Here is an 11,657-nt window from a genome sequence, read left to right on the forward strand (position 1 = left end):
CATAGAGAAGAACGCCACTTATTCAGCGGCGTTCTCTTGTGGAAGTACTTTTTTCAATCGCTTATCAAAATCTCGGCGCGGCATGAGTACACTCGCCCCGCATCCTTGACACTTGATACGAATGTCCATCCCGACCCGAGTCACCTGCCAACGGTTCGTTTGACAGGCATGTGGTTTCTTCATTTCTACAAAATCGTTCAACTCATACGATTTAGCCTGCATTTTCGGGCGCTCCTTTAGTCGATGTGGTTGGCGGCATCATGACGGTCCGCGGATACGGAATCTCAATTCCGCGCTCATCAAGTCCGGCTTTCAACTCTTTATGCAAAATCCGTCCGGCCGCGAAGTGTTGCGTCGGTGGCACTTCGGCCATGAGACGATAGACGACTTCCGATGGTCCGAGCGACTGGACCCCAGCGAGCGTGATCGGCTCGATGAACAAGTCGTGGTACTTCTCTTCGACCGTCTTCGCGATCTCTTTCAACGCCTTCTCGACTTTACCCATGTCTTCTTCATAGGCGACACCGATATCGACGACCGCGACGCTATTCTCGAGCGAGTAGTTCGTCACTTGCATGATTTGTCCGTTCGGGATGATCGTCACTTGCCCGTTCAATCCCTTCAACTTTGTCGTCCGAATCCCGACTTCGATGACGGTCCCGTCGACTTGTTGATTCAAATTGACATAATCCCCGTTTTTGTATTGATTCTCAAAAATGATGAAGGCACCTGTAATGACGTCTTTTACCAAGTTTTGCGCGCCGAACGAGATGGCGAGACCGGCGACACCGGCCGATGCGATCAAACCGGCGATATTGACGCCGAACTGGCCGAGCACCGTCAAAATCATAATCAAGCCAAGGACGTACCGGATCGTGTTTTGGGCCAGTTTCGACAGTGTTTCATTTTGTCGTTGGGCGACGATATTATCTTCTTTGATTTTACGTAATGCGAACACGCGTTGGACCATCGACGTCAAAATGCGTGACGCCACGTAAAGCGCCAAGATGATGAGCGCGACACCCGTCAATTTAATGCCGAGGCCGATCCACATCTCCGTGTCTTGGAAATAGGCGACGAACCGATTGACGTTATCAATCGTCTGGTCAGCCACCGTACTCAAGTCTGTTTCTGTATTTTGTGAAGCCATTTTGTCACCTCTAAAGTCATAGATTCTAACCCATCAAACCATAATTGACGACTTTTCTCAAACCCTACATCCGGACGTTATAAGTTTCGACGTTCCGGGAATGGGATAATACGGTGTCATTCCGCAATTGCAACTAGACGCAGGCAGCTTAGAAGAGAGGATGAGATTCATGCCGTTTCGCCTAAAACCTCATAAACCATACTCTTTCTTCATCGAACATACCGAACGGAGTGGATCCAAGCTCTTCGCCGATCAACTGCACGACCAATTGGCGAAAGAGACACATCGTCCGATCGTCCTCGTTTGTATCGGCTCCGACCGTTCAACCGGCGACTCCCTCGGACCGCTCGTCGGCACGTTCCTCGAAGAACGATCCGTCCGCAATATCCATGTCTACGGGACACTGACGAAACCGGTTCATGCCTTGAACCTCGTCGAGACGCTCCATGAGATTCAGACGCGATTCCACCGTCCCCTCATCATCGCAGTCGACGCCTGTCTCGGCCGATTGTCGAGTGTCGGGTACATCTTCTTTTCGGAAGGTCCGCTCGCTCCTGGCGCCGGTGTCCAAAAAGAACTCCCTTCGGTCGGTGAGTACAATATTAAAGCCGTCGTCAACGTGAGCGGTTTTATGGAAATGATGATTTTGCAAAACACGCGTTTACATCTCGTCTATGAGTTGGCCCGTTTCATCACAGACGGTTTCGCCGAATTCGACTCCCGAATCGGACGGCTCCATCAAGAAGAAGCGGCCATTACTCGGCTGCGTCAATCTCGCGACGAATCGAAATCTTGAGGCGATAAGAGCGTCAACAGATGCTCCAAGTCGTCTTGCGAGAAATACTTCAGCTCAAGCACGCCCCCTTTTCGACGTGGGCGAATCGACACATCCATTTGAAGACGTTCCGCCAGCACCGCCTCGACGGCTTCCACGTCGGCGTCTGAGCGCTTGAGCGTCTTTTTTTCAATGCGTTCTTTCTGTAAGTAGCGCTCAAGCCGTCGGACCGTCCACTGCTCAGCGATAACGCGACGAGCGATCTGTTCCATCGCCTGAACGGATTTCATGCCGGTGATGGCACGGGCATGTCCCATCGTCAACTCACCCACCATGACCGCATGTTGGACCGCACTCGGCAAACGGAGCAGTCTCAGGCTGTTCGTCACGTGGCTCCGACTTTTCCCGACGCGTTCAGCGAGCTGTTGCTGGGTCAACCCGAGCGTCTGCATCAACTGTTCGTAGGCGAGCGCCTCCTCGATCGCATTCAAGTCGGCGCGTTGGATGTTTTCAATCAAAGCGAGTTCCATGACGCGGTCCGAGTCAGCCGTGACGATCAACGCCGGGATATCCGTCTTGCCGGCCAATTGTGCGGCTTGAAACCGGCGTTCTCCGGCGATGATCTCATAAAACCCGCTCGCTTTACGGACGACGATGGGTTGCAACACGCCATAGCGTTCAATCGATTGCCTGAGCTCGTCTAACTTCTCTGGTTCAAATTGCTTTCGAGGTTGATTCGGGTTCGGGCGAATGTGTTTGATCGGTAACCGTTCCATCCTGATTCCTCCATTCCATCTGATTGCTACAAAAAAAGCACGGGCTCACTTTTGTGGCCGTGCTTTTGGGATGCGAATCCGAATTTCAACAAATTCTTCTTCATCGACTTCCTCGGTTTGGACTTCGATGCCGGTTTTGCCGATCAAACTGATCGAGTCCCGGATCGTATTGATGGCGATTCGCGTGTCTCTGGCGAAACTTTTCGTCCGACGGCGTTGCTTTTTCGGTTTCCGTTTCTCTTCTTCAATCGGAGTCGTCAAAAATTCGACGCGTTCTTCCGTCTCTTTGACGTTAAAGTCTTGTTCTAAAATCTCCATGAGCACCTGGATTTGAAGACCGGACTCTTTGAGCGGCAAGAGCGCTCGGGCGTGACGTTCATTAATTTGGCGGTTACGCAAACATTGCTTCACATCTTCCGGTAGTTTCAACAGACGCAATTTATTGGCAATCGTCGACTGACTCTTCCCAAGACTCTTCGCAAGCGCGGCTTGCTTCAACCCATTCATGGCGAGGAGACGGTCATACGCCTCCGCTTCCTCGATTGGACTGAGCTGTTCCCGCTGCAAATTTTCAATCAGCGCCAAAGCAGCCGTCGTATCGTCATCCATCTCCCGAACAATGGCTGGAATGACGGACCACCCGAGTGACTTGACAGCCCGGAAACGGCGCTCCCCGGCGATAATCTCGTAGCGGTCCCCTTCTGCCTTACGAACGACGATCGGTTGTAAGAGACCATGCTCATCAATCGTGACGGCCAATTCTTCGATTTTAGCCGGCTCGAATACTTTACGTGGTTGATAACGGTTCGGTAGAAGCATCGATAAGGCGATTTCTTGGACAGCGTCATTCGGTTTGACTTCTGCCAGCTCCGTAACGGCTACTTCCGGTCGATTTCCGAACAGTTTAGCAAATGTTTTCTTCAACGTCGGCACCCCTCTATGTAAAAAATAAGCAGATTCCACTACCGGAATCTGCTTTTAGTTTCACGTGAAACACGATCACTCAGATTAGCGGCTCTTTCGCCGGGGTACCCGCTTTACGTGGATATTTCCCAGGCGTTTTTCGTAATTTATCTACAATTACGATATTACGCTCACTCATCTCTCCTGGCAATAGGAACTGGTGTGTCGTTTTTACTTTCCCGCCGAGCACGGCCAAGGCGTTTTTCGCATCGACAAGCTCGTCCGAAACTTTCGCTGCTTTGAGCGCTACGAACGTTCCGCCGACTTTCGCGAGCGGCAAACAGTACTCGGCGAGCACCGTCATCCGGGCAACCGCACGGGCAGTCACGACATCAAATTGTTCACGAAATTTTTTATTTTTTCCAAACTCTTCGGCGCGTCCGTGATGGAACGCGACACCTTCTAATCCGAGCGCGAGCGCGAGTTCGTTCAAGAATGTGATGCGCTTGTTGAGCGAGTCGATAATCGTCACGTGAAGGTGCGGGAATAGAATTTTGAGCGGCAAGCTCGGGAACCCAGCCCCGGCACCGACGTCACATACGGTCTCGACGTTTGAGAAATCGAAATGGAACGCCGCGCTGAGCGAGTCGTAGAAATGCTTCAAATACACTTCTTCTTTGTCTGTGATCGCCGTCAAATTCATCTTCTCATTCCACTCGACGAGCATCTCGAAATACAGTTCGAACTGAGCGAGTTGTTTCTCGCTCAATTCGAACCCTTCTGCCTGTAACGCCTCAATAAATTGGGATTGGTTCATCGTTTCACTCCACTGTCGCGTATTGTCCTTGCTCGATATAGACAAGAAGGATTGAAACGTCCGCCGGGTTTACCCCGGAAATACGTGACGCTTGTCCAATCGAGAGCGGACGAACTTGTTTTAGTTTTTGTTTCGCTTCCGTCGCCAAACCACCGATTGCATCGTAGTCGAGTTTCTCCGGAATCCGTTTTTCTTCCATCCGACGCATCTTCTCGACTTGCTCGAGCTGCTTCGAGATGTAGCCTTCGTATTTCACTTGAATCTCAACTTGCTCCGCCACTTCGAATGGTACCTCGATTGGCGCCGGTGCAAAGCGTGTGAGTGTCGCATACGTCACTTCTGGCCGCTTCAACAAAATGCTGGCATGCGTCGCTTCCTTGAGCGGGTTCGCGCCTACTTCTTCAAGCACAGCGTTCACTTCTGCCGACGGTTTGATGACGAGTCCATTGAGGCGCTTCACTTCCGCTGCGATGGCCGCTCGTTTGTCTTCAAGGTGGGCATGACGCTCCGGTGACAATAGACCGACTTCATGGCCGATATCACTCAAGCGAAGATCCGCATTGTCGTGGCGCAGGAGCAACCGATACTCGGCACGTGATGTGAGCAAGCGGTACGGCTCGTTCGTCCCTTTCGTCACGAGGTCGTCAATCAAGACGCCGATATACGCCTGTGAGCGGTCCAAGATGACCGGCTCTTTGCCGAGCACTTGGCATGCGGCGTTGATTCCGGCCATGATGCCTTGGCCAGCCGCTTCTTCGTAGCCGCTCGTCCCGTTGATTTGACCGGCCGTGAACAGTCCGCCGATCGTCTTCGTCTCGAGTGTCGGCCAAAGTTGCGTCGGCACGACCGCATCGTATTCGATCGCGTATCCAGGGCGCATCATCTCTGAGTTCTCAAGTCCCGGGATCGTCCGGAGCATTTGGTGCTGGACGTCTTCCGGCATACTCGTCGAGAAGCCTTGGACATAAATCTCTTCCGTGTCGCGACCTTCCGGCTCGAGGAAGATTTGGTGACGCGGTTTATCGTTAAAGCGAACGACTTTATCTTCAATCGATGGGCAATAACGCGGGCCCGTCCCTTTGATTGCACCTGAGTACATCGGCGAACGATGCAAGTTCTCATCGATCAACTGGTGTGTCCGCTCGCTCGTGTAGGTGAGCCAACATGGAATTTGTTCGATTGGATCGAGATCTTTCGATGTGTACGAGAACAGCGACGGATTGTCGTCCCCTGGTTGAATCTCTGTCTTCGAGTAGTCGATCGTCTTGCCGTCGATTCGTGGCGGTGTCCCCGTCTTGAAACGAACGAGTTCGAGGCCGAGCTCTTCTAAATGCTTCGACAATTCGACCGAAGGCATCTGGTTGTTCGGACCGCTCTCATATGATAATTCGCCGATGATGATTTGGCCGCGCATGAATGTACCCGTCGTGACGATGACCGCTTTCGAGCGGTACTCCGAACCGGTATTCGTGACGACGCCGGCGACTTTTCCGTCTTCGATGAGAAGTCGTTCGACGAGCGCTTGACGAAGCAATAAGTTCGGTTCGTCTTCAAGCACTTTCTTCATATGATTTTGGTATTGGAATTTGTCCGCCTGCGCCCGTAATGCGCGCACCGCTGGACCTTTCGATGTGTTGAGCATCTTCATTTGAATATACGTCGCATCGATCGCTTTCGCCATCTCACCGCCGAGGGCGTCGATTTCACGAACGACAATCCCTTTTGCGGGACCTCCGATCGATGGGTTGCAGTACATGAATCCGACCATATCCGGATTCATCGTGAGCATCGCCGTTTTCGCGCCCATGCGCGCCGAAGCGAGTGCCGCCTCGATCCCCGCATGACCGGCTCCGATGACGATGACATCAAATTCGCCTGCCGTGTAAGCCATAGTTGTTCCTCCTTATTATTTCCCAAGACAAAACTGTGAAAAGAGTTGATCAATCAAACTTTCTTGGACGGTATCCCCATTGATTTCACCAAGCGTATCCCACGCCCGACGTAAATCGATTTGGACCATATCGATCGGCAAATTCATGACGGCACTTCCGAGCGCCTCATCGATTTGTTCGATCGTCCGTTTGATGAGTTGAATGTGTCGTGCGTTCGAGATATATGTCATATCCTGTGATTCGACGCCCTTGGCGAAGAACAAGTTCGAAATCGCCTTCTCCAAGGCGTCGATTCCCTCTTCCAATAAGAGAGACGTCGCCACGATCGGGCGACCTGCCGCTAGTTTCTCCAGCTTAGAAGAATCCATACTTTGTGGCAAGTCCGTCTTATTGATGATGATGATCGCATTCATGCCAACAATCGCCTCGAAAAGCGCCTCATCCTCGACCGTCAGACCTTCGTGTCCGTTCAAGACGAGCAAAATCAAGTCAGCGCCCGCGAGCGCCTTGCGCGACTTCTCGACACCAATCCGCTCGACGATATCTTCCGTCTCTCGAATCCCGGCCGTGTCAATCAACTTGAGTGGAACGCCTTTGACGTTCACATATTCTTCAATCGTATCGCGCGTCGTACCAGCGATTTCCGTGACGATCGCTTTCGTCTCTTGCACGAGCGTGTTCATGAGCGAAGACTTGCCGACGTTCGGTCGACCGATAATCGCTGTCGCGAGCCCTTCACGTAAAATCTTGCCTTGTCGCGCCGTCTCAAGTAACTGCTCGAGTACGCGTTTGACTTCGCCCGCCTTGTCTTCGACGATGGCTTGGGTCATCTCTTCGGCATCGTATTCCGGATAGTCGATGTTGACCTCGACCGCCGCAATCGTCTCAAGCAATAGTTGACGCAACTCGCGGACGAGCCGTGACAAACGTCCTTCCATCTGTGACATGGCCACGTTCATGGCTCGATCCGTTTTAGCACGAATCAAGTCCATGACCGCCTCTGCTTGCGATAAATCGATGCGTCCATTCAAAAAGGCGCGTTTCGTGAACTCGCCGGGTTCTGCCAAGCGGATGTCCGGTTGTTCAAGAATCAGTTCGAGGACACGATTGACCGCGACGATTCCTCCGTGGCAATTGATTTCAACGACGTCTTCTCGCGTGAACGTCTTCGGTGCGCGCATGATGCTCACCATGACTTCATCGACGACCTCGTCCGTGCCAGGACGTTTCAATTTTCCGTAATGGATTGTATGTGACTCCACTTCCGTCAAATCTTTCCCAGAAAACACATGGGCCACCGTCTCGACGGCGCGGTCACCGGACAAGCGGACGATTCCGATTGCCCCTTCACCCATCGGCGTCGAAATCGCCGTAATCGTGTCAAACTCTAGCATCATCTTTCCCTCCCATACTTCTTACTACTTCCTCTATCTTATGCATAACGCACCTACTATACACGATATTTGTCTCGAACGAAAGAGTCCGACCTCTCGAGCCGCGCTTGCATTTCAGGGAATTACTTTAGTACAATAAAGGAATATATTCCCATGGAGGACGTGATGAAATGCGACAGCAAGCTGCCATCGCCACATTGACTGACAGCCTCATTTCCGATGCCGATGTGCAGGCCATATTCTTGAAAGGATCGTTCGGGCGTGGCGAAGCGGATGAACATTCCGACGTCGATTTATACGTCATGGTCGCCCATGACAGTCTGAATGCATTCTTGTCGCGCCGCCGTGACCATCTGGCCACATATCGCCCGATTCTGCTCGAGGACGAAATCGATATCGTGGCCCCGCAACTGATTGTCGTCTACGATGATTTCTTACATCTCGATTTCTTCACGGTGACAGCAGACACATTGAACCATCAAGACGCGGTCACGGTACTATATGACCCGGAACACCGGTTGCAACATCACTCGAGCTCGCTCACCTTGTCGGATGAAGACTTAGGCGGACACGTGATCGATGCGATTTGGTTCTTTTTCCAATATACGAAAGCCCGTGACCGTGGCAACGATGTCTGGGCCGTCGAGATGCTCCGGCAAGGCATGAGCCATTTCGCCTATGCGCTCGCCGCGCACTACGAACCCGAACGGGCCGCACTCGGACTGAAAGACGTGGCTGCCCGGCAGCGGATTGAAATCCGGAGCTTCTATGAAGCGTTGACACCCGATCATCATGCCACAGCCGCGCGGTGGTATGTCGCTCGCCTCGAAGCCGAACGGTCCTTCTTCAAGACGACGGATGCGTTCGAGCAGATTGGTCCCTTTCTCGACCATCTCATGGCACGCGAAAAAAGCCGCTCCTAGTGTGAGCGGCTTTCGTTTATCCTTGTTGACGTCTCGACGAGCGGAGCGTGAAATAAAGTACCCATTCGACCACCCCGACGGCGATAAGAAAACCACCGAACAGTTGGAACAAGACGAGCAGGCTGTCAAACGGGTTTGCCAACATGAGTAACCCGATTCCAATCCATAATAGGCTGCTCAGCATGAAATACATCCATCGATTGGCGATGGTCCGGCGAAATCCGACGGCCTGAATCAATCGGATGATGCCGCCGAACAAAAATAGAGCGCCGATAAAGATCGGAAGCAGGCTCGCTAACGTTTCGGCGAAGAAAAAGACGATCAAAGCGATCAAGATATAGATGATTCCCAAAAAGAAACCGGCTGGGAGGCCGTCCCGTTTATGCCGCAACCCTTGAACGATGGCGACGAGACCGATGATAGCAAAATAAGCCGCGACCAAATAGACGATCGCATCAAAAAAGACGCGTGGATACAAGACGATGAGTAAGCCGATGATGACATAAAGCGCCGCTTGAATAAACGTCGACCGTTCCAGCCGTTTGATGAGCGTCTCCATGTGAAAGACTCCTTTCTGATTTAACGAATTCAACCACTTCTTTCTTTATTCCCGTATTCTGTCTCCATCCATCCAACGCGACAAAAAAGGCTGTGGATTGTTTATCCACAGCCTCAACGTTTATTTACGTTTTTTCTTTTTTGTCTTCTTCTCTTCTTCGGCGAGCGCGGCACGTTCTGCTTCTTTCGCCGCGATCTTCGCTTCAGCTTGGACTTTCATCTTCTCACGCATCGGGAGCATGATTGCCATCGTCACGATGATTGAGATGATGTAACCGACGACCCAGTACATTGAGAGGGCGGCTGGAAGCGTGATCGACATGACGAAGATCATCACTGGGAAGATATAGAGCATCATTTTCAATTGCGGGTTCTGTTCTTGGCCCGCCATCGAGATCTTTTGCTGTGCATACGTCAAGATTGCCGCGAGAATCGGCAAAATGAACGTTGGATCCGGCGCCCCGAGGTCGAACCAGAGGAACTGTGCTTCAAAGATTTCAGGTGTCCGACGAATCGCATCATAGAACGCGAACAAGATCGGCATTTGAATCAAGATTGGCAAGCAGCCCGCGAGCGGGTTGATTTGGTACTCTTGATACATTTTCATCATTTCTTCTTGCAGTTTGCGTTGCGTCTCTTGGTCTTTCGAGCTGTACTTCTCACGGAGCTTGAGCATCTCCGGTTGCAACACTTGCATCGCACCCATGCTCTTCGTCTGCTTGATCATAAGCGGTAAAATCAAGAGGCGGACGATAATCGTCGCGACGATTATCGAGTAACCATACTGCCACGTCCCACCAATTAAGTAAGCCGCTTCTTTCAACAACCATGCTAGTGGCCAAACAAAGTATTTCGACCAAAAGCCTTCCGTCTCAGCCGTGATCGGCTCTCCTTGGATCGTCGATGGGTCGACACAACCAGCCATCAACATGATGACGCCGGTCATGACGGCCAACAATCCTAATTTTAGCTTTTTGCTCATAGTTCCTCCTACGCTTTCTTTATCGATTCTTTTGTTTCATCACACGTCTATCGGTCAATCCTAATTAGTTCGCGTTATATATGAAAGAACGAGCTCGGATTGTTACGATCGATCGACTTGTCTCTGCTTCCAAACTTTAGCCCGTTTAAAGACGTGTTTCAAGCTTTCCGTCACTTCATCTTGCGTCAGTGACGTCGCAGGTTTGCGCGCAATGATGACGTAATTGTGCGGAGCCACGTTTGGTTCGAGCAAGCGAAGTGATTCACGCATCAATCGTTTCATCCGGTTTCGTTCCACGGCATTGCCAAGCTTTTTGCTGACCGAAAGTCCGACCCGGAAGTGCGCTTGATTCGCTTTTTGCGTGTAGACGACAAACTGACGATTGGCCACGGAGCGTCCTTCGCGAAACACCGCTTGGAACTCTTCATTCTTTTGCAGGCGGTATTCTTTTTTCAAAATTCTCACTCCATCCTTCACTTCAAAAATCGTCAACTAACATCATACCATATCCCATAGATTTCAACGAGAGCGAATCAGCTTTTTCCGTCGGTTTGTGTGACTTCTGTGACGATATAAAAAAAGATTGCCCAAGGAGGATTCCTCGGGCAATCTCATGATCTGTATTAGACAGTCAAGGCTTTGCGGCCTTTACGACGGCGAGCTGCAAGAATGTTGCGGCCGTTTTTAGTCGCCATGCGTGCACGGAATCCGTGGACTTTCTTACGCTTACGGTTGTTAGGATTGAAAGTTGGTTTCATTGTTAAAGCACCTCCTCAAGGTTAACGCTCTATTAGCAAGTTATAGTTTCATTTAAGGCAGTCTTTAAGATTATATAAACTGTTGTCTATATTGTCAATGAGTTTTCGTCAGGTTTTCAATTAGGGGGAAATCCTTCAGACGAAGAGGGGACGATCGCCTCACGATGGCATGATCTAGAAGAAACGGAAGCGATAAGTAACACCGAGACTTAACAATCCACCAGTGACTTTTTTACAAATAGCCGTCTAAAGCCATTTTATCCACATATTGCAGTAGTTATCCACACTTATATGTGAATAACTCCTCTTCTTTCAACAATTTTACGATTCAGTTTTTTAATTTTTCATTTTCTTCTCTTAAAAAAATATTCCCAACAATTCCTTCTTCCTCTTTTGTGTATAACTTTTCTATCCCTTTGTTCCTTCACTTCTAATTATCCACAACATATCCACAGTTTATCCACACTATACACAGCATGTGGATAACTACCTGTGGATTCTTTTTGCAGTCTGTGGATAAATATCGAAAACCGTTGCCACGTCTATTTTATTTTGATAAACTGAATGTGCACAAACTTGTGGATGAACTTTTAGCAATTCCAAGATATACACAGTCTGTGGATAACTGTTATCCCCAACATCAACACCATGTGGATAACGTTATCCACAGTTTTTGTTCTCTGGGGATAACCCTAGTATCTACTATAGAATAGTGTATGTGTATATCGT

The 11,657-nt window shown here is 50.4% G+C and carries 13 protein-coding genes; 2 read left to right on the forward strand and 11 right to left on the reverse strand.

Annotation, left to right across the window (positions count from 1 at the left end; translation table 11 throughout):
* Positions 1 to 18: 18 nt before the first annotated feature.
* Together NMQ00_RS15745 and NMQ00_RS15750 are read right to left on the reverse strand one after the other, a co-directional pair.
* On the reverse strand, positions 19 to 222 hold the full coding sequence (locus NMQ00_RS15745; protein ID WP_034780313.1) for a DUF951 domain-containing protein: 204 nt from the start codon (positions 220 to 222) through the stop codon (positions 19 to 21).
* Positions 212 to 1,150 (reverse strand): mechanosensitive ion channel family protein, encoded by a 939-nt coding sequence (locus NMQ00_RS15750; protein WP_255177441.1) that lies wholly within the window; start codon positions 1,148 to 1,150, stop codon positions 212 to 214. Before NMQ00_RS15750 ends, NMQ00_RS15745 begins: the two co-directional genes overlap by 11 nt.
* 169 nt (positions 1,151 to 1,319) lie before the next feature.
* On the opposite strand from NMQ00_RS15750, the gene yyaC reads away from it, so the two are divergent.
* The gene (gene yyaC / locus NMQ00_RS15755) at positions 1,320 to 1,946 is read left to right on the forward strand and encodes a spore protease YyaC (RefSeq protein ID WP_255177442.1); all 627 of its coding nucleotides are present in this window, start codon (positions 1,320 to 1,322) and stop codon (positions 1,944 to 1,946) included.
* Here yyaC and NMQ00_RS15760 read toward each other — a convergent pair.
* The 5 genes from NMQ00_RS15760 to mnmE form a co-directional block, all read right to left on the reverse strand.
* The gene (locus NMQ00_RS15760; protein WP_029596439.1) at positions 1,919 to 2,701 is read right to left on the reverse strand and encodes a ParB/RepB/Spo0J family partition protein; all 783 of its coding nucleotides are present in this window, start codon (positions 2,699 to 2,701) and stop codon (positions 1,919 to 1,921) included. The two genes, yyaC and NMQ00_RS15760, sit on opposite strands and share 28 nt — an antisense overlap.
* Positions 2,702 to 2,746: 45 nt before the next feature.
* Positions 2,747 to 3,625 carry a nucleoid occlusion protein gene (noc, locus tag NMQ00_RS15765; protein WP_255177443.1) on the reverse strand — a complete coding sequence of 293 codons (879 nt, stop codon included), beginning with the start codon at positions 3,623 to 3,625 and terminating at the stop codon, positions 2,747 to 2,749.
* 79 nt (positions 3,626 to 3,704) lie between these two features.
* Positions 3,705 to 4,421: a 16S rRNA (guanine(527)-N(7))-methyltransferase RsmG gene (gene rsmG / locus NMQ00_RS15770; RefSeq protein WP_255177444.1), complete on the reverse strand. Its 717-nt coding sequence runs from the start codon at positions 4,419 to 4,421 to the stop codon at positions 3,705 to 3,707.
* 4 nt (positions 4,422 to 4,425) lie between these two features.
* Positions 4,426 to 6,312 carry a tRNA uridine-5-carboxymethylaminomethyl(34) synthesis enzyme MnmG gene (gene mnmG, locus NMQ00_RS15775; protein ID WP_255177445.1) on the reverse strand — a complete coding sequence of 629 codons (1,887 nt, stop codon included), beginning with the start codon at positions 6,310 to 6,312 and terminating at the stop codon, positions 4,426 to 4,428.
* 15 nt (positions 6,313 to 6,327) lie between these two features.
* On the reverse strand, positions 6,328 to 7,707 hold the full coding sequence (mnmE, locus tag NMQ00_RS15780; RefSeq protein WP_255178738.1) for a tRNA uridine-5-carboxymethylaminomethyl(34) synthesis GTPase MnmE: 1,380 nt from the start codon (positions 7,705 to 7,707) through the stop codon (positions 6,328 to 6,330).
* A 170-nt stretch (positions 7,708 to 7,877) separates the two neighbouring features.
* Between mnmE and NMQ00_RS15785 the strand changes: the two genes are divergently transcribed.
* Positions 7,878 to 8,630 (forward strand): nucleotidyltransferase domain-containing protein, encoded by a 753-nt coding sequence (locus NMQ00_RS15785; protein WP_255177446.1) that lies wholly within the window; start codon positions 7,878 to 7,880, stop codon positions 8,628 to 8,630.
* A 16-nt stretch (positions 8,631 to 8,646) separates the two neighbouring features.
* On the opposite strand, the gene NMQ00_RS15790 is transcribed toward NMQ00_RS15785, so the two are convergent.
* The 4 genes from NMQ00_RS15790 to rpmH form a co-directional block, all read right to left on the reverse strand.
* Entirely contained in the window at positions 8,647 to 9,189 is a 543-nt protein-coding gene (locus NMQ00_RS15790; RefSeq protein WP_255177447.1) for an HdeD family acid-resistance protein, read from the reverse strand.
* Positions 9,190 to 9,309: 120 nt separating this feature from the next.
* The gene (gene yidC / locus NMQ00_RS15795; RefSeq protein ID WP_114165092.1) at positions 9,310 to 10,170 is read right to left on the reverse strand and encodes a membrane protein insertase YidC; all 861 of its coding nucleotides are present in this window, start codon (positions 10,168 to 10,170) and stop codon (positions 9,310 to 9,312) included.
* A gap of 102 nt (positions 10,171 to 10,272) precedes the next feature.
* Positions 10,273 to 10,626: a ribonuclease P protein component gene (rnpA, locus tag NMQ00_RS15800; protein ID WP_255177448.1), complete on the reverse strand. Its 354-nt coding sequence runs from the start codon at positions 10,624 to 10,626 to the stop codon at positions 10,273 to 10,275.
* A 167-nt stretch (positions 10,627 to 10,793) separates the two neighbouring features.
* Positions 10,794 to 10,928, reverse strand: coding sequence for a 50S ribosomal protein L34 (rpmH, locus tag NMQ00_RS15805; protein WP_015880216.1), 135 nt, complete (start codon positions 10,926 to 10,928; stop codon positions 10,794 to 10,796).
* Positions 10,929 to 11,657: the final 729 nt, after the last annotated feature.

The organism is Exiguobacterium aurantiacum (assembly GCF_024362205.1).
GTDB lineage: Bacteria > Bacillota > Bacilli > Exiguobacteriales > Exiguobacteriaceae > Exiguobacterium > Exiguobacterium aurantiacum_B.

Excerpts from the sequence above, each read along its gene's own strand:
- NMQ00_RS15745 (WP_034780313.1), bottom strand. The coding sequence starts at position 222 with ATGCAGGCTAAATCGTATGAGTTGAACGATTTTGTAGAAATGAAGAAA.
- NMQ00_RS15750 (WP_255177441.1), bottom strand. The coding sequence starts at position 1,150 with ATGGCTTCACAAAATACAGAAACAGACTTGAGTACGGTGGCTGACCAG.
- yyaC (WP_255177442.1), top strand. The coding sequence starts at position 1,320 with ATGCCGTTTCGCCTAAAACCTCATAAACCATACTCTTTCTTCATCGAA.
- NMQ00_RS15760 (WP_029596439.1), bottom strand. The coding sequence starts at position 2,701 with ATGGAACGGTTACCGATCAAACACATTCGCCCGAACCCGAATCAACCT.
- rsmG (WP_255177444.1), bottom strand. The coding sequence starts at position 4,421 with ATGAACCAATCCCAATTTATTGAGGCGTTACAGGCAGAAGGGTTCGAA.
- mnmG (WP_255177445.1), bottom strand. The coding sequence starts at position 6,312 with ATGGCTTACACGGCAGGCGAATTTGATGTCATCGTCATCGGAGCCGGT.
- mnmE (WP_255178738.1), bottom strand. The coding sequence starts at position 7,707 with ATGCTAGAGTTTGACACGATTACGGCGATTTCGACGCCGATGGGTGAA.
- NMQ00_RS15785 (WP_255177446.1), top strand. The coding sequence starts at position 7,878 with ATGCGACAGCAAGCTGCCATCGCCACATTGACTGACAGCCTCATTTCC.
- NMQ00_RS15790 (WP_255177447.1), bottom strand. The coding sequence starts at position 9,189 with ATGGAGACGCTCATCAAACGGCTGGAACGGTCGACGTTTATTCAAGCG.
- yidC (WP_114165092.1), bottom strand. The coding sequence starts at position 10,170 with ATGAGCAAAAAGCTAAAATTAGGATTGTTGGCCGTCATGACCGGCGTC.
- rpmH (WP_015880216.1), bottom strand. The coding sequence starts at position 10,928 with ATGAAACCAACTTTCAATCCTAACAACCGTAAGCGTAAGAAAGTCCAC.